The organism is Desulfobacula sp., from assembly GCF_014237455.1.
Taxonomy (GTDB): Bacteria; Desulfobacterota; Desulfobacteria; order Desulfobacterales; family Desulfobacteraceae; genus Desulfobacula.
The window spans coordinates 16383-36774 of the sequence record NZ_JABZFL010000002.1 but is presented as its reverse complement, the minus strand read 5'-3'; the positions used below and the strand labels follow the sequence as shown (position 1 = coordinate 36774).

15 protein-coding genes are annotated in these 20392 nt (G+C 42.4%); 5 read left to right on the top strand and 10 right to left on the bottom strand.

What is annotated here, in order from left to right; translation table 11 throughout:
- The first annotated feature begins 7 nt into the window (after positions 1-7).
- A complete protein-coding gene (locus HGJ91_RS00225) occupies positions 8-685 on the top strand; it encodes a methylenetetrahydrofolate reductase C-terminal domain-containing protein (RefSeq protein ID WP_291345651.1) in 678 nt (225 codons plus the stop codon).
- 21 nt (positions 686-706) lie between these two features.
- On the top strand, positions 707-1639 hold the full coding sequence (locus HGJ91_RS00220) for a methylenetetrahydrofolate reductase (protein WP_291345650.1): 933 nt from the start codon (positions 707-709) through the stop codon (positions 1637-1639).
- Positions 1640-1706: 67 nt separating this feature from the next.
- On the opposite strand, the gene HGJ91_RS00215 is transcribed toward HGJ91_RS00220, so the two are convergent.
- A complete protein-coding gene (locus tag HGJ91_RS00215; RefSeq protein ID WP_291345649.1) occupies positions 1707-2390 on the bottom strand; it encodes a histidine phosphatase family protein in 684 nt (227 codons plus the stop codon).
- Between the two features lie 112 nt (positions 2391-2502).
- On the opposite strand from HGJ91_RS00215, the gene rocF reads away from it, so the two are divergent.
- Positions 2503-3414, top strand: a complete 912-nt coding sequence (gene rocF / locus HGJ91_RS00210) for an arginase (protein WP_291345648.1) — start codon at positions 2503-2505, stop codon at positions 3412-3414.
- Positions 3411-6299 carry a DEAD/DEAH box helicase gene (locus HGJ91_RS00205; protein WP_291345647.1) on the top strand — a complete coding sequence of 963 codons (2889 nt, stop codon included), beginning with the start codon at positions 3411-3413 and terminating at the stop codon, positions 6297-6299. Before rocF ends, HGJ91_RS00205 begins: the two co-directional genes overlap by 4 nt.
- A gap of 12 nt (positions 6300-6311) precedes the next feature.
- Here HGJ91_RS00205 and HGJ91_RS00200 read toward each other — a convergent pair whose 3' ends face one another.
- Positions 6312-7067, bottom strand: a complete 756-nt coding sequence (locus HGJ91_RS00200) for a Sir2 family NAD-dependent protein deacetylase (protein WP_291345646.1) — start codon at positions 7065-7067, stop codon at positions 6312-6314.
- On the bottom strand, positions 7046-8659 hold the full coding sequence (gene murJ / locus HGJ91_RS00195; protein ID WP_291345645.1) for a murein biosynthesis integral membrane protein MurJ: 1614 nt from the start codon (positions 8657-8659) through the stop codon (positions 7046-7048). Before murJ ends, HGJ91_RS00200 begins: the two co-directional genes overlap by 22 nt.
- A gap of 234 nt (positions 8660-8893) precedes the next feature.
- Between murJ and HGJ91_RS00190 the strand changes: the two genes are divergently transcribed.
- Complete coding sequence (locus HGJ91_RS00190; RefSeq protein WP_291345644.1) at positions 8894-10834, top strand: Na/Pi cotransporter family protein; 1941 nt, start codon at positions 8894-8896, stop codon at positions 10832-10834.
- Here the strand turns inward: HGJ91_RS00190 and HGJ91_RS00185 are convergent.
- Genes HGJ91_RS00185 through HGJ91_RS00155 form a run of 7 tightly spaced genes read right to left on the bottom strand, consistent with a single transcriptional unit; the run spans position 10831 to position 20310 of the window.
- Positions 10831-11412 (bottom strand): 1-acyl-sn-glycerol-3-phosphate acyltransferase, encoded by a 582-nt coding sequence (locus HGJ91_RS00185; RefSeq protein ID WP_291345643.1) that lies wholly within the window; start codon positions 11410-11412, stop codon positions 10831-10833. The genes HGJ91_RS00190 and HGJ91_RS00185 overlap by 4 nt on opposite strands.
- 13 nt (positions 11413-11425) lie before the next feature.
- Complete coding sequence (locus HGJ91_RS00180; RefSeq protein ID WP_291345642.1) at positions 11426-12676, bottom strand: hypothetical protein; 1251 nt, start codon at positions 12674-12676, stop codon at positions 11426-11428.
- Entirely contained in the window at positions 12673-15900 is a 3228-nt protein-coding gene (locus HGJ91_RS00175; protein WP_291345641.1) for a type I restriction endonuclease subunit R, read from the bottom strand. Before HGJ91_RS00175 ends, HGJ91_RS00180 begins: the two co-directional genes overlap by 4 nt.
- Positions 15887-16522, bottom strand: coding sequence for an abortive infection family protein (locus HGJ91_RS00170; RefSeq protein WP_291345640.1), 636 nt, complete (start codon positions 16520-16522; stop codon positions 15887-15889). The genes HGJ91_RS00175 and HGJ91_RS00170 overlap by 14 nt, the downstream gene beginning before the upstream one ends.
- The gene (locus HGJ91_RS00165; protein WP_291345639.1) at positions 16522-17748 is read right to left on the bottom strand and encodes a restriction endonuclease subunit S; all 1227 of its coding nucleotides are present in this window, start codon (positions 17746-17748) and stop codon (positions 16522-16524) included. The genes HGJ91_RS00170 and HGJ91_RS00165 overlap by 1 nt, the downstream gene beginning before the upstream one ends.
- Positions 17735-18763 (bottom strand): PDDEXK nuclease domain-containing protein, encoded by a 1029-nt coding sequence (locus HGJ91_RS00160; protein WP_291345638.1) that lies wholly within the window; start codon positions 18761-18763, stop codon positions 17735-17737. The genes HGJ91_RS00165 and HGJ91_RS00160 overlap by 14 nt, the downstream gene beginning before the upstream one ends.
- Positions 18760-20310, bottom strand: a complete 1551-nt coding sequence (locus HGJ91_RS00155) for a class I SAM-dependent DNA methyltransferase (RefSeq protein ID WP_291345637.1) — start codon at positions 20308-20310, stop codon at positions 18760-18762. Before HGJ91_RS00155 ends, HGJ91_RS00160 begins: the two co-directional genes overlap by 4 nt.
- Between the last annotated feature and the right edge of the window lie 82 nt (positions 20311-20392).

The window sequence follows — 20392 nt, the reverse complement described above, 5'->3', positions numbered from 1 at the left end:
GTGAATCATGATAGTAGCAGATCGGAAGTCTCTTCAAGAGATATTAGCGATGGTTAAAGATAATAAAAAGATTCTCATCGCCGGATGCAAAGGGTGCGTGACTGTCTGCAATGTCGGCGGGTTAAAGGAAGTTGAAATACTGGCATCTTCAATGAAAATTGCCAGGAAGAAAGAAGGAAACGACATTGATATTGATATTCATGTTTTGGAAAGGCAGTGCGACACCGAATATGTGGCAGGGATCAGTGATATAGTAGATGACTATGATGCAGTAATTTCCCTTGCCTGCGGCGTCGGGCCTCAGTTTTTATCTGAAATGTACAAAGACCAGACTTTTTATCCGGGTGTTAACACCACCTTTTTTGGTGGTGCCACCCAGCACGGAGTCTGGGAAGAAAGGTGTGCAGGCTGTGGTACCTGTGCCATCCATAATTTCGGCGGCCTGTGCCCTGTTGCCAGATGTGCAAAAAGTCTTTTAAATGGCCCCTGCGGCGGTTCATCCAATGGCGTTTGCGAAATCAACAAGGATACTGAATGTATCTGGGATTCCATTGTCAGAAAGAAAATGGATGCAGGACAACTGGAAGATCTCATCGGTGTAAAAGGCATTAAAGACTGGAGAACGGCAAGGGATGGCGGTCCGAGAAGAAGCATCAGGGAAGAACTGGTTCAGGGAAATATTTAAAACACAAAGGAGAGAACCAAAATGAGTGAGCTTAAATCAGGAAGTAATCTTGAAAAGGTTCTGAAAGCCGGGCATTTCGCATTTACAGGAGAATGCGGTCCACCAAAGGGTGCCAATGTGGAGCATCTTACAGAAAAATTTCAATATCTGAAAGGCAATGTGGATGCCGTCAATATAACCGATAACCAGACTGCCGTTGTGAGAATGTCTTCTCTTGCCGCATCAAAGCTAATGGTTGATGAAGGGCTTGAGCCCAATTTTCAGATGGTCTGCAGGGATCGAAACCGTCTGGCCATTATGAGCGACATACTGGGCGCCCACGCACTGGGTATTAGAAATATGCTCTGTCTTTCCGGTGATCATCAGACATTCGGCAACCACCCCCAGGCAAAAAATGTTCATGATATTGATTCCATGCAGCTCATTGCACTGGTAAAGAAAATGCGGGATGAAGGAAAATTCATGAATGATGAAGATATTGATGTCCCGCCTAAAATGTTTATCGGCGCTGCCTGCAACCCCTTTGCCGATCCTTATGAGTACAGGGTGTACAGGCTTGCCAATAAACTAGAGGCCGGAGCTGATTTTATCCAGACCCAGTGTATCTTCAACATGGACAAGTTCAGGGATTTCATGAAGAAAGTCGTGGACATGGGGCTCCATGAAAAATGCTATATCCTGGCAGGGGTAACCCCCATGAAAAATGCAGGCATGGCAAATTTCATGTCAAGATTTGTCCCCGGCATGGACATCCCGGATTCCCTGATCAAGCGTCTTAAAAGCGTGGATAAAAGAGACCAGGCAGAAGAAGGCATACGTTTTGCTTTGGAACAGGTCGAAGAATTCAAGGAAATGGAAGGGGTGGCAGGTGTCCACATGATGGCTATTGAATGGGAACACAAGGTTCCTGAAATTGCCGAACGGGCAAAAGTACTGCCAAGACCGGTCGTTTGAGTTTTATCCAGTCAAAGGGATGATCTGATTAAGATGTTTTCTTCAGGTCCTCCCTATATTTCATTTATTACAATACTACCGGGCTTGCCTGGTAGCTTGTAATATAGTATTGATTTTTTTTTTCAAAAAAAATAATCCCGTCAAGGTAACCCACATCCCCTGCCGTTTCATGTTTAAGCCCCAGTTTAAATTCTTTTAAAGGGAAAATATTCCAGTCATGGGAGACACAGATGGCAATCTGGTTTTCTGTGAGATTTTTTATTTGTTCAATCATAAATTCAGTTAAAAGGTCTGATGTCCTTTCCGGGTTTTCCATAATATTTTCATCAATACGGTTATCAAACCAGTTCCGTAAAAAATTTTTATTTCCGTCCTTTTTAATATGGTGAATGATTTTCTGGGTATCCTTTGCATAAAAAGGTGCCAGCATATCATATGTGCAATTATGATCGATGGCCCGGTTGTTTTTATTGGTGTACCCTTTATCAATCAGAAAAGCAGTTTCAATACATCTTCCCAGAAAACTGGAAGATAATTTTGGCAAGGGTCTTGATCGAATGGTGGTGCCAAAATCAACGGCAAACTCCTTACCGGCATCTGTTAATCCCATGAAGGGTTCCAGCTTTGGCTCTTGTGTGAATAATCTTTCGGAATGACGGATAATTACACTGATTTTTTTTATCCCGTTATCCAGCAAATGATTAATGGTATCAATGGTTTGTTTTGTTTTGATTTCGTACTTTTGTGTCATGTATGAGGCGCTCCTGAAAACGTGTGAAGGTTTATCTTTTTGTTGAATAGTTTTCATACTCTATGCTATATGAGCTGTCAAGCCGGGAAATAATCTTTAAGGAGTAATTTCAATGGCAAAAAAAATCAGTATTATCGGGGTTCCTATGGATTTCGGACAGCTGCTTCGCGGGGTTGACATGGGACCTGCGGCCGTCAGGTATACAGGATTGATTCCAAGGCTCAGGTCTTTGGGACACGAAGTCGTTGATACAGGGGATATCCGTATTCCCATCCGGGATTTCGATGCCAGTATCGGCAAGGATGACGAGGGTATTGATGAAGATAAATATTTAAAAGAAATTACCCTGATCTGTGAGTCCATATATAAAGTGGGTAAAGCGGTTGTTAAAAAAGGACACTTTCCCTTATTTATCGGCGGAGATCACTCCATTGCAGTGGGAACGGTTGCTGCTGTCACAAACGATGAGCCCACAGGGCTTATCTGGATTGATGCCCACGGGGATTTCAATACACCGAAGACCTCTCCTTCCGGAAATATCCATGGGATGCCGCTGGCTGCGCTTATCGGGGAAGGCCACGCCTCTCTGGTCAATGTGGGCCGGCCCGGCGCAAAAATTCATCCTGACAATGTGGTGATGATCGGTCAAAGAGATCTGGATGCAAGTGAGAAAGAAAGGTTTAAAAAATCAGGTGTTACCGTATTTACCATGCGGGATATTGATGAGCAGGGTATCAGTTCTGTTGCCAACAAAGCCCTGATGAAGTTTGTTCATTTAAAAAGAATCCATTTGACTGTAGACATGGATGCGCTTGATCCTGTTGAAGCACCTGGAGTGGGAACACCGGTTCCCGGAGGGATTTCTTACCGGGAAGCCCATCTTTTAATGGAGATTCTTGCAGATTCGGGTAAAATCACCTCAATGGATCTGGTTGAGATTAATCCGATCCTGGATGTTGCCAATAAAACAGCAGAACTGGCAGTGGAATTGACGCTCTCCGCATTAGGGAAGAGCATTTTGTGAGTCTGGATGAATATATTCAATCCCTGAAAAATTATAAAGGGTTTGCAGGGGATATTGTCTGCCACAGAACCCTTCCGCCCAGAGAGGCAATTTTTGCTTCTGCCGATCCTGAACTGAAAAACAATCTGTCATTCATACTGAAATTTTTAGGTATTAAACGGCTTTACAGGCATCAGAAAAAAGCCATAGAGATGATTCGTAATGGCATTCACACTGTTATTGCGACACCTACGGCCAGCGGTAAAAGTCTTATATATAACCTCCCCGTGATAGACAAGCTTATTGAAAATCCACAATCCCATGCCCTTTATCTGTTTCCTTTAAAAGCGCTGGCGAGGGATCAGCTGGATACGGTTCAACACTTGCTGACCGCTGTAGGGATAGAAAATACAGCCGCTCCGAAATTAAAGGCTGCCGTATATGACGGGGACATCTCCTCCTATCAAAAATCAAAAATCAGAAAGGCATTGCCTCATATTCTGCTGTCAAATCCGGAAATGCTTCATTTAGCCCTGCTGGCCCACCACCATTTGTGGGAGGATTTTTTCAAAAATTTAAAATATATTGTCATTGATGAAGTCCATACCTATCGGGGTGTCATGGGCTCCAACATGGCATGGGTGTTCAGAAGACTTCAAAGGATCTACCGTCTTTACGGGGCAAGTCCCGTGTTTATTTTCTGTTCAGCCACCATTGCAAATCCGGCATCTCTGGCCCAAAAGTTAACGGGTCTTGATGTCCGTGTCGTGGATGACTCAAGCTCTCCTGTAGGGAAAAAAGATGTTATTTTAATGAGAGGACTTGAAGGGGCTGCAAAGACAGCGATTGCCCTGATTCATTCGGCTGTTCACAGGAATTTGAGGACGATTTGTTATACAAAATCCAGAAAAATTACAGAACTGATTGCGATCTGGGCATCCCGGAGAGCCGCCTCTTTTTCAGACAGGATCAGTGCCTATCGGGCAGGGTTCTTACCAGAGGAAAGACGATCCGTTGAAAAAAAACTTGCCACAGGAGAGCTTTTAGCTGTGGTGTCCACCAGTGCCCTGGAATTAGGGATTGATATCGGAAATCTCGACCTGTGTATATTGGTAGGATATCCCGGGACCATCATGTCAACCTGGCAGAGAGCCGGCCGTGTCGGCAGGGATGGCAAGGATTCGGCATTGATACTCATAGCTCATGAAGATGCGCTGGATCAATATTTTATCAATCACCCGGATGTTTTTTTTAATATGCCGCCTGAAAAGGCAATTATCAATCCCCGGAACAGGGTCATCTTAAAACAGCACCTGGAGTGTGCAGCAGCAGAGTTGAGCCTGGATCGGTTTGAACCGTTCTTAAATGATAAGACGATTCAAAAAGCCATATCAAAATTGGAGTATTCCGGCAGACTTTTAAGAAGCCGCCAGGGAGACATGTGGTATGCAGCGAGGAAATCACCCCACAGGAATGTCAATTTGAGAGGAACCGGAAAAAGTCTTCCCATTTTCCTTGAGAAGACCAAACAAATTCTTGGCGAGATTGATAAGCACAGATCCTATTTTGAAACCCATGAAGGCGCCGTCTACCTGCACAGGGGAGAATCTTATATCATCTCCCGGTTTGACCATGAAAAGGGGAGTGTTGAAGCAAAGAGAAAAGATGTGCATTATTTTACAAAGGCACGCTCTTCAAAATCTACAAAGATTATTAAACAGATTGATTCGTGCAGGGTCAAAGGCACAAGGGTCGGGTTTGGAGAATTAAGAATTACCGAACAGGTAACAGGGTATGACAGACGGCTTGTGTCTAATCAGAAATCCATAGGTATCGTACCATTGGATTTGCCAAAACTTGAGTTTGAGACCCAGGGCCTCTGGATCGAAATCCCCGATTATGTCAGGGATAAAATTGAGTCTGACCGGATGCATTTTATGGGCGGGATTCATGCATTGGAGCATGCCGCCATAGGGATTATGCCCTTGCTCGTGATGACGGATAGAAATGATCTGGGGGGAATCTCCACCCCCTTTCATTCCCAGACAGAGAAAGCGGCCGTGTTTATATATGACGGTGTTCCAGGTGGCCTTGGATTTTCCAAGCAGGCATTTGAACACTCGCAAGAGTTTCTTGAAAAAACCTTTGACGCCATCCAATCGTGTGATTGTGAAACAGGGTGCCCGGCCTGTGTGCATTCTCCCAAATGCGGGTCTGGAAACCGGCCCATTGATAAGCTGTCATCTTTAAAGATTCTTGAGATGATTTTATCCGGTAAAGAAAAAGAAACGGTTTATAAAATCAATGAACCAGATGTTGAATCCATGTCTGAAGAAACATCAGAGTTTGATTCAAAAACAATCCATAAAGATAATTTGCGATATGGGGTCCTTGATATAGAAACCAGAAGATCTGCCAAAGAGGTTGGCGGGTGGAACAAGGCTGAAAAAATGGGGGTCAGCTGTGCCATACTCTATGATTCAAAAACCGATACGTACCAGGAATATCTCCAGAAAGATATGGAATCACTTTGTCAAGACCTTCAAAAATTAGACCTGGTAATTGGTTTTAATATTATTCAGTTTGACTATAAAGTATTATCCGGCTTGTCAGACTTTGATTTTTTTTCGCTTCCCACCCTGGACATCCTGATAAAAGTTCATGAAAGATTAGGGTATCGGCTTTCTCTTGACCATTTAGCATCACAGACTCTTGGGTGCGGCAAGAGTGCCGACGGCCTGATGGCTCTCAAATGGTGGGAGCAGGGCAGGATTGATAAGATAATTGAGTATTGCAAACAGGATGTAAAAGTCACCCGCGATTTATATCTGTATGGAAAAGAAAATCAGTTCCTGGTGTTTAAAAACAAGTCTGGCAATCAGGTCAGAGTCCCAGTTAATTTATGAAAATTGTTGTCTTCATTCAGAGATAACCTGCCCCATAATTTTTTTTAAGACATCTCCTGCCTTTCCCCTGATAAGAACATCACACATTTTATCGTAGGGTGTTTCAGAAAGGTTGATGATGACAAGAAAGGCACCTGAATTTTTCGCATATTCAGGCATCAAAGCTGCCGGTTGTACCAGAAGTGTGGACCCCACTACAATAAAGACATCACTTTTTGATGACAGCGTGGCAGCCCTTTGGGTTCCTTCAACCGGCATGGCCTGGCCAAAAGAAACCGTGTCCGGCTTAAGAAAACCGCCACACGAACAAACAGGCGCCTTGTCTCCGGCATCTATCATTGCCTGGGCCTTTTCCCAGGAGATCAGCTTTTTACAGCTCATACATCTGACGCGCCGGGTATTGCCATGAAGCTCGATAATTTTTTCTTTTGGAATCCCTGATGCTTCATGCAGTCCGTCAATATTCTGGGTGATGAGTGCCTTTAAAATTCCAAGCTCATGTAATTTAGCTATGCTCATATGGCCTTTATTGGGTTTGGCAACAGACAGGCTTTTTTCCATATCAAGCCGCTGTTCCCAATATCTGATCCTTGATTCCTCAGAAGACATGAACTCATCAAAGTATACGGGCTTAAATTTATCCCATATGCCTCCCTGGCTTCTGTAATCGGATATTCCGCTTTCCGTTGAGATACCGGCGCCGGTAAAGACAACCAGGTGTTTTGATGTTTTAATTTTTTGGGCGACTATTTGTGCTTTTGTATCCATGGGAAAAGCCTTTTAAAAATATTTTCATAGAGAATAAGAATCTCCTGAATTTTAAACATAAACCCTGTTACAAAAAACAAAGACAAAAATTCAATTCCGATAAGGCAGGCAATCGTAAAAGAACCCAAAAGTGTGGAATGATCAATGAAATTCCTCAAGCCAACAGCGGAAATAAAAAGAATAGATCCAATGATGAAGCTGATCGGGATCATTTTAAGGAAAAACAGATAGACGTCTTTTTTTTCAGTATTTGAACTTTTTTTGTTCCAGCATTCAAACAGGACAACTGCCTGAATGATAACAGACAGCGATAAGCCTAATGCCACTCCTTTGGCCCCCATCGTTTTCATGAAAAAGAAAATCAAGGGAAGGGTAACTGCAACGCAGAGAGTTGTAAAAATGGCGGGGAAAAGGGTGTTTTGAATGGCATAATATCCCCTTGACACCATATTTTGAGCTGAAAATGCAAAGGCGCCCACCATGAAAAACGGCAGAATCCCTGCAGTTATCAAGGTCGCCTGAGCATCGAATTGTCCTCTTTGAAAAAGAATCGTCACGATTTCATGGCTTAAAACAATAAAAAGCACAGAAAAGGGAATGACAAGAAAAATAAATTTTAATGTTTTGTTTAACAGACGGTTTAATTCAAAAATGTCACCTTTCTGGGCAAGTTTTGCCATGAAGGGGTATGATGCAATTCCAATGGCCTGCCCGAAAAGTCCCACAAGAACAAACATCACCCTGAGGGCATAATTCATGGCAGCAATACTGCCTTCATTCAAATAGGACCCGAAAAATTTTAAGAGGATTTCCGTTGAAAACGTCATGGTAAGACCTATCATCAAAGGCAGTGTGAGTGTAATGTATTTTATCAGATCAGGATGAGTAAAGCTTATTATAGGAGAGTATTTGAGCCCCAGTTTTTTGGCCCCCAGCAGCTGAAGTCCAAAATTACCAATAAATGCTCCGGCAAGGACTCCCCAGGCAAATCCTTCCATGCCCATGAAAGGGCCGAGAATAAGTCCGCCCAGAATAATACTTAAATTGTATATCAAAGGAGCGAGGGCAGGGATGAAAAATTTTTCTTTTGCAAACTGAACAGCCATAAGCAGTCCGCCGCTGAAAAAGAAAAATTGAGCAGGAATGATAATCCGGGTCATTTTTACAGCAAGGGCAAACGTATGGGGATCTTGAATGCCGGGGGCAAAAATATGGACAAACTTTGGTGCCCACATCATCGTGATCAGAATAAACCCTATAAGAAGAAGTCCAAACCCATTCATGATAATCGAAAACACTTTGTACCCGTCATCTTCCCTGTTCAAGGAAAGATAGTGGGCAAATATCGGAATAAAGGTGATAGACAGAAAACCGCTTGCAACAATATGGTTAAGGATTTCAGGAAGGATAAACGCAATCTGATAGGCATCAACCCCGGCTTTTATACCGCCGAAATTTGCAATTGCCATTTCACGGAAAACACCGATTACACGACTGGCAAATACAGATGCCATCATGATAAAGGATGCAACGCCCACTTTTTTTAATATATTTTCATTTGCCATAGCAGTAATATGGATAGGGTTTATCATAAAGGATTGGCAAATAAAAGTCTTACGCCGGAAAATAGCAGGGTTATTGCAAGTGGAAGGGGTTTAGCATCGAGCAGGGAGTGCTGATCATTTATTGACTTTATTCTTTATTTTCAATAAAAATAGTAGAAAATATATTTTTCACATCAAACATCAATGGTATCCAAAACTCCGGCACCGTGGCGATGGGAACAGGCGGTCCAGGCGAAATCTGGATCAATAAAGGGGAAGACGATGAAAATAACCCCTGAAAATATCAAATCAGGCAATTATAAAAACAGACCGATTCCAGATGGCTTCCTGTCTCGACGTCTTGTTATAAAGGCGACAGCCGGGATAGCATTGTTATGGTTTCTGCCTGTATCCATTGCCGGGGCCGGGGCAGCAGGACCCGGAGATTTTTCCTGGACAGATATTTTCATCGGCCTTGCCGGGGGCCTTGCTTTTTTTCTATATGGAATGGAAAAGATGAGCAATGGCATGAAAACTACGGCAGGCAATAAAATGCGCTCCATCCTCGCCTCCCTCACGCGTAACCGGTTTATTGCTCTTATTGTGGGTGCTTTTGTTACCATGGTGATTCAGTCAAGCAGCGCCACAACGGTAATGCTGGTCAGCTTTGTCCAGGCAGGTCTTTTAAATCTGGCCCAGTCCATGGGGGTTATACTGGGGGCTGACATCGGTACCACTATTACCGCCCAGATGATTGCATTCAAACTCACTGATTATGCCCTGCTGATGGTGGCAATTGGATTTCTTATAAAAATGTTCGGCAAAACAGAAAAAATAAAATCTGTGGGAGATATTCTTCTGGGATTCGGCATTCTTTTTTTTGGAATGAAATTGATGAGCGATGTTATGAAACCCCTCCGTACTTATCCCGCATTCATTGACCTTATGAAGGATCTGGAAACTCCTTTCATGGGTATTGTCTTTGGTGCAGCCTTTACCGCCATTGTCCAGAGCAGCAGCGCCACAACCGGTGTGCTCATAGTCCTGGCTCAGCAGGGCCTTATTACTCTTGAAGGCGGCATCCCTGTTATTTTCGGCGCCAACATCGGCACATGTGTTACCGCGGCCCTCGCAGGAATTGGGGCGTCCAGGGAGGCCAAACGAGTGGCCATTGCCCACATTATGTTTAAGCTTGCCGGGGTATGCCTGTTTATTTTTTGGATTCCCCAGTTTGCCGATCTTATCCGGGCGCTGGCTGATAAATTTAATTCCGGAACCGCACGGCAGCTGGCCAACGCCCATACCCTGTTCAATGTGAGCCTGGGACTGTTTTTTCTACCTTTTATCAGTTTTTTTTCTAAAATTATTTATTTTATCTATCCTAAAAAAATAAAACCCAAATCCCAGGAACTTGCCACATGGTATATTGAAGAGGCCATGCTGGAGACCCCCTCCCTTGCCATTGATCTGGCCCGGGCTGAAATAGCTCGTATAGCAAAGATTTTGGGCCGGATGCTCGATGCGATCATCATTCCCTTTCTTTCCGATGAAAAATATATGTTGCGTCAATTAGGTGCTGGTGAGGACGTACAGCTTCTGCTCAAAGAAATTCCAAAAAGGGATGCTGTCTTTCCAGACCTTACCCTGCTTCAGGGTCTTGATATGCGTGAGAGGAAAATAGATTTTCTGGAAGAGAAAATAAGTGCTTATCTTACCCATATTGCCCAGGGAAATATTACAAAGGAGCAGGCAGAGGAAGCCTTTGGAATGGTTTCCATTGTAAAGGATATGGAAAGCATGGGGGATATCATCCATAGAAATATGGTGCCCCTGATTGCCAAAAAGAAGCAGCTTAAATTTGATTTTTCCTTTGCCGGAAAAGAAGAATTGCTCATCTACCATGGCAAGGTGTCAAAACAAATCAGATTCCTTGAAGCGGCCTTTAAAGAAACAAACCCCAAACTGGCATTTCATATCATGAAAAAAGAAAGAAAATATCTGGATCTGGAATCAAAATACCGGGCAAGGCATCTAAAACGGATTGTTCTGAAAAATGAGGAATCCATTGCAACCACTGAAATCCACCTGGAACTCATGGACCTGATGAAACAGGTGTTATTGTATTCTGCCAATATTGCCAAGACGTATGCCGGGGCAACACCTGAAAACGGGGAAAAGCATGTTGTTCTGGAAAAAAAACAGGAGGAATCCAAATCAGCCTAACCCATGTTATAAAAAACTTGATTGACCCCTTTCACTCCTTTAAAAAAGGTTTTCATTACTGAAAAATCTTCTTCCATATTTTCGGTTGTATAAAAAGGCTCTGAAAAGACGACATTTTTTTTAGCGTAATCGAAAGAGACCATCACAATGGGTATCCTTGCTAATTTTGCAATCCAGTAAAACCCTGTTTTCCATTGCCCTGGGTTTGAACGAGTTCCTTCCGGTGCGATTGCCAAAACAAATCGATCCGTTTCATTTATAATTTTAACGATATAATCGACCTGGTTGTAGTGCTTGTTTCGTTTCACTGGATATCCACCCAACTTATAAAAAATCCATCCCCATGGTGGTTGAAATAAAATTTCCTTGGCCATAAAATTTGCTTTCAACCCAACAGCGAACCTAACTGCAACCCCAAGAAAAAAATCAAGGTTAGATGTATGGGGTGCAACAATGATAATATATTTTTTTTTATCTGGAGCCGTGCCTGATATTGTCCAGCCTAAAATGGAAAAGATCCATTTAAACAGCTTTTCCATCCAGGTGCTGCTCTTTTCAATAGCGTTTGATTTTTTCATTATTTCCAGTTCTCTATAAGCTCTTCCAATCAGGGATAACCCTTTCAAATTCATCCTGAAAGGCGGGTCTTCTATCGTTGTTTAATTTTATTGGTAATGCGTATTTTTTCCATTTATCTGTTTTTTCCATAACATCCACTATAACCCGTCGAACTCTTGCAACTGCAACAGCATTTTCTGAATAGGTTTTTCTGGTTGCAGATGTATTAAGATTGCCAACAAATAATTTATAAAACCTGAGGATTTGTTCCGGATATCGATTTTCAAGTTCTTCTGCTACAGAAAATACCTCATGGGAGCCATAATAAGACAATCTTCTATCCTTCTTGAAGTATTGAAGAGCTGCTTCATATTCCTGCCGGTACAGATGAATTTTTACGGCCTGGATATTAAAATTTTTTTTCATTATCTTAAGGAGCTTTGGTTCATATTTTCCCCACTCTTCTTTTTTGCATTCCTTTTTGATTTCTTTATATGAAGACAAGGTAAGGCTGTCTGTTTTCTGGGAAAAATAATATTCCAGGTATGTATCGCGATCTCCTGCTTCCTTTGCTCTTTCAGCCAGGAATATTTTAAGCTCATCCATTCTGCCCTGACCAAATTTCATACCTTTTTGAGCAGTTTCAACAGCTTTTGATTTTTCTCCAGTCTCCCAATAATATGAAGCTAAGTCATAATAGTCCATACCATACTTCATTTCGAGTAAACGAAGTTCAAGATATTTTTTATGCTCCCCGATTCTCCTGTATATACCTCTTGCGTTTTCTATAGGCCAATCTCGCTTAAGGTTTTCAAATCGTTCTGCCAACTCTTTTAAGCTTTCATCATTTTTACATAAAGCATAAGCTATGTCATACAAGCTGTCGTCCATTCCCGCATTGCCGCTTTCAATATAAGACATCACTTCATTTAGTAGCTCATACCTGTCTTCATCAGTTAAGGTTACCTCCTTGAGCTTTTTATACAGCTCATACAAGCCTTCCCCTACATCTTCCATCAAGCTGTAATCACCGCCCCCATATTCATCAAGTTCTGATAATTCAGGCTCGACTTCATGCCAAAGTGTCAGTGCCACAGAAGAATCAGCATCAGCAGTTACAGATGAGCTTACTGTGACTTTTTCCTTTAAATGATTGATACAAATTCTACGAATTGACAGATCGGTTCCCATCAATTCTTTAATCAGTTCAATTAAATCATCTTTAGAAGCAGCATTAAGCATGCTGATAAGAGGGTCTTTGTTCTTCGTGTTTTTATTTTTCATAAGTTACCGCCATTTACATGAAAATCTGAAAACAGGTTTGCCTGATCTAATACCATTTCTGTTGCAAGAGCCTGCATATCAGGGGGATAGCCGTATTTACGCAGCAATCGCTTTACAATGACTTTCATTTTAGCCCTGATATTCTCTTTTATATTCCAGTCAATGGTGACATTGCTTTTAATTTTTTCCACCAGCACTGCGGAAAGCTCCCGCAGCTTATCTGTTCCCATGACATCACGGGCACTTTGATTCTGGGACAGGGCATCATAGAATGCCAGTTCATGGATTGATAGACCAAGCTCTTCGCCCCGTTGATCAGCTCGTTTAATATCCTTGGCAAGCTTGATCAATTCTTCTATGACTTCTGTGGAAGTCAGAAGCCCGTTCTGATATTTTTTGACTGCGGTATCCAAAAGGTCTAAAAGCTTTCTGCTCTGGACAAGATTGGTTTTTTTCCTGGATCTGATTTCATCGTTGAGAAGTTTTTTCAATAGCTCAAGGGCAAGGTTTTTATGTTCCATGCCTTTGATTTCATCCATGAATTCATCAGACAATATTGAGATGTCGGGTTTTTTAATCCCGGCTGCATCAAAGATATCAATCACTTTTTCAGAAACAACCGCCTGGTCAATGACCTGGCGAATAGCAGTTCCAATTTCATCGGAGGTCATTGCGCCTTCTCTGATACCAAATTTTTGAAGCCTTGCTTTTACCGCCTGAAAAAAAGAAACTTTTTCTTTGATATCCATGGCCTCATCCGAAGGAATGGAAAGGGAGAAGGCTTTTGAAAGGGCAGTGACTTCGTTGACAAACCTGTCTTTTCCATTATCCAACCCGAGAATATATTCTTCTGTTTTAAGGATGATGGATAATTTTTCTTTCATATCGGTAGAGAAATAAGTGCCATAGGGTAGTTTTTCCAACATCTGTTCAATTGTTTCAAGCTTTGAAAGCATCAAATTGGTGGCATCTTCCTGGGTTTCAGTGGGCTTGCCTTTCCCCCCGCTGGCCGTATAAAAAGAGAGCGCCTTTTTCAAATGAGAGGCAATTCCAATATAATCCACAATTAAACCGCCGGGTTTGTCAAGGTACACCCGATTTACCCTGGCAATTGCCTGCATCAGGCTGTGACCCTTCATGGGCTTGTCAATATAAAGGGAGTGTAGACACGGCGCATCAAATCCGGTGAGCCACATATCCCGGACGATAACAATCTTAAGTGAATCTTGCGGATCTTTGAACCGGTCTGCCAAACGCCGTCGTTGGGTCTTGCTGGTATGGTGTTTTTCCATCTTCGGGCCGTCCGATGACGAGGCAGTCATCACAACCTTGATAGCCCCTTTATCAAGATCAGTGCTGTGCCATTCAGGCTTAAGCTTAATAATTTCTTCATAAAGTTTAACAGCAATCCGTCGGGTCATGGCAACAATCATGGCCTTGCCTTCAAACACGGAAAGTCGCGCTTCAAAATGAGTTACCATATCTTTAGCAATATGGGCCACCCGGTCCTTTGATCCCACAATGGCTTCCACTCGGGTCCACCTGGCCTTTGCCTGATCCGTGGCTGATATATCTTCTTTCTCCAGATCTTCATCCAGTTCATCAATCATTTTTTGACCTTCTTCATCAATCTTGATCCTGGCAAGTCTGCTTTCATAATAAATTTTAACGGTGGCGCGGTCTTTTACCGCCTGGGAAATATCATAAATATCAATGTAGTTTCCAAATACCGCAGGGGTATTCTTATCTGTAAGTTCCACCGGCGTACCCGTAAATCCGACGAAGGTAGCATTGGGTAAGGCATCCCGGATATATTTGGCAAATCCGTAAAGGGTCTTTTTCCCGGTCACATTGCCGTTCTCATCTTTTATATCCACTTCTCTTGCTTTGAACCCGTACTGGCTGCGGTGGGCCTCATCTGCAATGACCACAATATTGGACCGGTTCGATAGCAGTGGGTATATGGCTTCTCCATTTAAAGGTGAAAATTTTTGAACTGTTGTAAACACGATCCCACCGGAAGCCACCTTTAACAGTTCCTGGAGTGCATTTCTGTTCTCTGCCTGAACCGGGTCCTGTCGCAGCAACTGCCGGGATGCAGCAAAGGTGTCAAAAAGCTGGTCATCCAAATCATTCCTGTCGGTCATAACCACTATTGTAGGGTTATTCAGTGTCAATACCAATTTACCGGTGAAAAAGACCATGCTCAGGGATTTACCGCTTCCCTGGGTATGCCAGATTACGCCGCCCTTCCTGTCCCCTTTTTTCTGATTTTGGACCGTGGGAAGACCATAAACCGCAGGCTCTTCTCTTACAGCCAGTTCATTTGCAGGCCTTGCTGAAGAAGCCCTGATAACGGACTCAAGCGCTTTGTTTACAGCAAAATACTGATGATAGTAGGCGATCTTTTTCTCGGTCTGAACCATGGTCATACCGGTCTTAGAATCCTCTTTTCCGGATTTTTCAAACACAGTAAAATACCGGATCAGATCCAGAAGGGTCTTTTTATTGAGCATACCGCAGATCAGGATTTCCAGTTGGTTAACAAGCTTTGAGGCTTCAATTTTCCCGTCCTTTGTTTTCCAGGCGGAAAAACGGTTGAATCCTGAAGACAAAGAACCGACCCGGGCATCCAAACCATCTGAAATCACCAATAAACTGTTAAAGACAAACAGGGAAGGAATCACTGTTTTATAGGTCTGAAGCTGCTTGTATGCCGTGGTAAGGGTTGCAGTTTCATCAATCGGATTTTTCAGTTCCATAACAATCAAAGGCAGACCATTGACAAACAGGACAATATCCGGCCGTTTGTTAACATTTTCTTCTGTCACGGTGAACTGGTTCACCACCAAAAACTCATTGTTTTCAGGTGTATCAAAATCAACAAGCCAGACCTTGTCCCCCCGTGTGTCCCCATCTTTTTGATACTCAACCTCTATTCCATTGGTCAAAAAGGTGTGAAAGATTTCGTTGGTGTTGACCAGATCAAGGGAGGCCATTGTGGAGATTTCCCGGATAGCCTGCAGCCTTTCAGCATCCGGGATGGACGGGTTCAACATATTCACCGCATGGGTGAGCCTGTTTTTTAAAATAACTTCCGTATAAGAGGCTCGTTCCGGTTTTTCCCCGTCCGGTGCCATGGTAGGGCCGTAAACATATTCATAAGCCTCCTGTCGGAACAGCTCAATGGCAAAGGATTCAATTTTGTTTTCAGATAGTTTCATCCAAATCTCCCAGATATTCCTGATATTTCACACCATATGCAGTGGTGTCCACAGAAAGCAGGACTTCGCTTGTGGGATAAGGAATGCCTATTACATCGACATCTCCATATTCATCATCCAGGAATTCATTAAACTCAGAATAGTCAATTTTCTCTTCTTTCTTGTTTTTTTTATTTGGAAATTCAATTTCATAATATTCAATGAGAAAAACAGCCATCACCTCAATGGAATTGACCAGAAAAGCTGCGCTGAGTTTCTCAAGCTTATTGTTCTTCAATTCATCGATTGATTTTCCATGGGAGGTCTCTCCATGGTTGTTTCTTAACTCTCCCAGATTCTGCATGGCCGTTACCATGCCGCTGCCAAATTTTGAAATCTGGTTTTCTGCAAAGATCCCCAGGTGTTTCAGGGTTCTGGAAACCAGTTTGTTGATGGAGTCGGTCTCTCCATAGGGTTCAGAAGTTTTGGATAAAATGGTTTTACAGATGGATTCGATCAGGGCTTTGCCGTTTTCAACTGAGGAAATAAAATCACTTTCAAGAAAAGTTTCAATCCGATTGATATAGGTGCTTAAGCCTTCCCAGGCATCATAGGTGGATATGGTGTCCCTGAGTTTTTCCATTAGTCACTGACCCTGATTTGACCGGACATGAGTTTGGGTAGCATGGTATCGCGGGTATTGGTTAGGGTTTGGATTTGGCCATTATTATTAAAAATCTTATCTCTTATATGTATTGCTATTTTGTTAAATTTCAATACCAAACCATCTTCAGGAATAATCAATTCAATATTTCTGAAATCAGTTTTATTAAATTTGGGTTGTGCACTTCCTCCTATTATGGAATGCAACGTATGTTTACCAATATTTGTGAAAAGATAATGATAAAGATATTCAGTGTAATCTTTAGAAAAAAACATAATCGAATTACTTCCCAATGTCATTGGTATATTTAACCATGATGGCGGTCTGAATACTGTGCCTGCATTAGCTCCAATATTTGAAATAATAACCTCATCACCATGCAATTTTGATTTTTTTAAGAAATTATATGAAAAATTATCAACATATTTTAAATTTGTTGTAAACCCTTTATTATAGTCGACAAGTCTTACGTACATTGCAAAGTTCTCAGCATCATACGTTGTCACATTTTCTTTTAAAGATTTAAAACTACCGTTTGCGACGAAATCTGTCACGGTAACAAGGTCAAGTATCTTTCTTGTATTCCAACCTTGCGGAATCTCCCCCAATTCCGATCCAACCATCTCCCCGCCATTATCCTTATAGGGTTTCCCATTTTCATCCGGGAAATTAAAATCAATAAACCATTGTTTAAAAAGGGTCTGGGCGATTTTTTCAAGGGTTTGGTTTTGTTGCTGGAGGTTGCCGATTTTTGAATCTATACACGATAGAATTTTAGCGATTTTTTTTTGTTCGGACAAATTTGGCACCCTTATCGGAAAAGGATGTATGTAATTTCTGTTTAAAGATGGCACAGCGCTTCCAGAATTCAAACTTTGAAAATTTAATTGTGTTAAAAAATAATATACAAATTTTGGATCACTATTATGGAATTCTTTAACATATAATGTGGTATTATGAGCCCAAAACCTTTTTCTATGAAAAAAGGGGTTTCCTATGCTCCCACTTCGGCCAATAGTTATCCCATTCTCTTTTGTTGTAAATTCGTTGTGATACCCAATAATACCATTCGACCCAATAATTGGATATTGTCCACCTTTAAATTTGGTTTTTGGCAAATCATGCCCTCGTTGAAAGGTTATAATATCGCCTAAGGTTTTTTCTTCCCAATCGCTTATATCTTTACCAATATCAGATCTCATCATTCATCTCCTGCTGTTTCATAAACAATCGCAATTTTTCCTCCAACAGTTGCTTGTCAGGCAGGTAGAGCTGATACTTGGATACAAAAAGCTGATTGGAAATGGACCCTGTGGCATATTCAACCAGAATTTCATCCTTATCAGCCGCCAGAATGATACCGATAGGCTCTTTGTCATCGGCCATGTTTTCTTCACGTTTGAAATAGTTGAGATAAAGGTTCATCTGGCCAATGTCCTGATGGTTGACTTTACCACTCTTCAGGTCAATGAGGACAAAGCATTTGAGGATGCGGTGATAAAAAACCAGATCCGCATAATAATGGGTGTTGTCCAGAGTCATTCGATATTGCTGTCCGATAAAGGCAAAGCCTTTACCCAGTTCCAGAAGAAAATGCCCCAGTTTGTCAATGAGCGCATTTTCCAATGATCGTTCACCAATTTGAACATGCTCCGGGATATCCAGAAATTCAAACACATAGGGATCTTTGATGATGTCCTTTGAGGCCTCGATCGTCTGGCCTTTTTGTGAAAGAGCTGCAATCTGATTTTTATCCCGGCTTAAGGCAATACGTTCAAACAAAGAGGCGTTCCTCTGGCGTTTGAGTTCCCTGACCGACCAGGTGTCTGACAGGCATTGTTTTTCATAAAAAGAACGGCCCGCATCATCGGAGATGGATAGCAGTTCAACATAATGGGACCAGCTCAATTTACCAGACAGTGTCTGGCGTTTTGGGTAATGGACATATAAAAGACGCATGTATTGAAGATTTGAGCGGCTGAACCCTTTGCCATACTTGTTTTTCAGGTCCTTTGACAATCGGACCATAAGTTCTTTTCCGTACTCAGCCTTCAGGGAGCCGGCCTGCTCAAATTCCACAATACTTTTTCCCACCTGCCAATACGTGTCCACTAAAATGGCGTTAACCTTTTTTATGGCCTGGGTGCGTCCTTGTTCCAGGAGTTTTCCAATATCACCGACCAGGGAGTGGTAGGAGGTTTCAACCGGTTTTTTTGTCATATCTCAAACCCTATCTTGGAGAGCTGTTTTTTAATTTCAATATCAAGCGTTTGGGCTTCTTCCATCTGTCCTTTTAACTGCCCGGTCAGGGATTTCATTTTATCTTCAAAAGGGATGCCGTCATCTACTTCATCTGGAATCCCCACATATCTTCCCGGGGTTAGAACAAATTTATGCTTGATAATCTCATCTATATCAGCAGATTTACAGAATCCTTTGATATCTTTATAGACACCGACGTCTGCTGATTTCCAGTCATGATAGGTTCGGGCAATTTTCAGGATATCCTTTTCATAATCAAAAGCCCGGTTGCGACGGTCTATCATATATCCCATGTCCGAGGCATCCATAAAGAGAACCTCGTTTTTCCGGTTTCTGTTTTTATTGCCGTTTTTATAACGGCTTAAAAACCACAGGCAGGCGGGTATGCCGGTGTTGTAGAACAACTGGGTGGGCAGCATGACAATACAGTCCACAAGATCGTTTCCCACAATTTTTTTTCGGATGCTGCCTTCGCCCCCGGTATTGGAAGAAAGAGACCCATTGGACAGAACAAATCCGGCCATGCCCGTGGGAGCCAGGTGATAGATGAAATGCTGGACCCAGGCAAAGTTGGCATTCCCTTTTGGGGGCGTACCGTATTGCCAGCGGCTGTCTTCCAAAAGAAGATCGCCTGACCAGTCACTCATATTAAACGGGGGATTGGCAATAATGTAATCTGATTTAAGATCGGGGTGGGCATCTTTGAGAAAAGAGCCTTCATTGTTCCATTTAACATTGGACGCATCAATTCCTCTGATGGCAAGATTCATCTTTGCCAGCCGCCAGGTTGTCTGATTGCTCTCCTGGCCGTAAATAGAAATGTCATCCAGTCGCCCCTGGTGGTTTTCAATAAATTTTTCACTCTGGACAAACATACCGCCACTGCCACAACACGGGTCAAAAACTCTTCCTTCATAGGGTTCCAACATCTCTACAAGCAGCCGAACAATACTTTCAGGGGTGTAAAACTGTCCCCCTTTTCTTCCTTCTGCCAAGGCAAATTGACCGAGGAAATATTCATACACCCGTCCTAGAACATCTTTGGCACGGCTTTTGGCATCGCCAAGGGCAATTTTGCCGACAAGATCGATGAGCTGACCAAGGGACTGCTTGTCAAGGTTGGGTTTTGCAAATTCTTTGGGCAGAACACCTTTAAGTGTTGGATTTTCTTTTTCAATGACGACCATGGCATCATCAATCCGCTTGCCAATATCCGGTTGTTTTGCATGGGCGGCAAGATAGCTCCACCGGGCGGTTTCAGGAACAAAGAAAATACTTTCTGCCTTATATTCATCCTTGTCTTCCGGATTGGCATCTTCATATTCTCCTTTTCCTTCGATAAGTTTTGCATAAAGCTCTTCAAAGGAGTCTGAAATGTATTTGAGAAAAATCAACCCCATAACAACGTGTTTGTATTCTGAGGCATCTATGTTCTTGCGCAGTTTATCTGCTGTCAGCCAGAGAGTTTTTTCAAAAGGCTGATCGTCTGCTTTTTTTTTTGCCATTCTGTTGTGCTCCTCATAAAAACTCCCACTCAAATTTTAAATTCAGCGGGTATGATAGACCGTTGCAATTAACGACGTAAGT

Excerpts from the sequence above, each read along its gene's own strand:
- HGJ91_RS00225 (WP_291345651.1), top strand. The coding sequence starts at position 8 with ATGATAGTAGCAGATCGGAAGTCTCTTCAAGAGATATTAGCGATGGTT.
- HGJ91_RS00220 (WP_291345650.1), top strand. The coding sequence starts at position 707 with ATGAGTGAGCTTAAATCAGGAAGTAATCTTGAAAAGGTTCTGAAAGCC.
- HGJ91_RS00215 (WP_291345649.1), bottom strand. The coding sequence starts at position 2,390 with ATGACACAAAAGTACGAAATCAAAACAAAACAAACCATTGATACCATT.
- rocF (WP_291345648.1), top strand. The coding sequence starts at position 2,503 with ATGGCAAAAAAAATCAGTATTATCGGGGTTCCTATGGATTTCGGACAG.
- HGJ91_RS00200 (WP_291345646.1), bottom strand. The coding sequence starts at position 7,067 with ATGGATACAAAAGCACAAATAGTCGCCCAAAAAATTAAAACATCAAAA.
- murJ (WP_291345645.1), bottom strand. The coding sequence starts at position 8,659 with ATGATAAACCCTATCCATATTACTGCTATGGCAAATGAAAATATATTA.
- HGJ91_RS00190 (WP_291345644.1), top strand. The coding sequence starts at position 8,894 with ATGAAAATAACCCCTGAAAATATCAAATCAGGCAATTATAAAAACAGA.
- HGJ91_RS00185 (WP_291345643.1), bottom strand. The coding sequence starts at position 11,412 with ATGAAAAAATCAAACGCTATTGAAAAGAGCAGCACCTGGATGGAAAAG.
- HGJ91_RS00180 (WP_291345642.1), bottom strand. The coding sequence starts at position 12,676 with ATGAAAAATAAAAACACGAAGAACAAAGACCCTCTTATCAGCATGCTT.
- HGJ91_RS00175 (WP_291345641.1), bottom strand. The coding sequence starts at position 15,900 with ATGAAACTATCTGAAAACAAAATTGAATCCTTTGCCATTGAGCTGTTC.
- HGJ91_RS00170 (WP_291345640.1), bottom strand. The coding sequence starts at position 16,522 with ATGGAAAAACTCAGGGACACCATATCCACCTATGATGCCTGGGAAGGC.
- HGJ91_RS00165 (WP_291345639.1), bottom strand. The coding sequence starts at position 17,748 with ATGATGAGATCTGATATTGGTAAAGATATAAGCGATTGGGAAGAAAAA.
- HGJ91_RS00160 (WP_291345638.1), bottom strand. The coding sequence starts at position 18,763 with ATGACAAAAAAACCGGTTGAAACCTCCTACCACTCCCTGGTCGGTGAT.
- HGJ91_RS00155 (WP_291345637.1), bottom strand. The coding sequence starts at position 20,310 with ATGGCAAAAAAAAAAGCAGACGATCAGCCTTTTGAAAAAACTCTCTGG.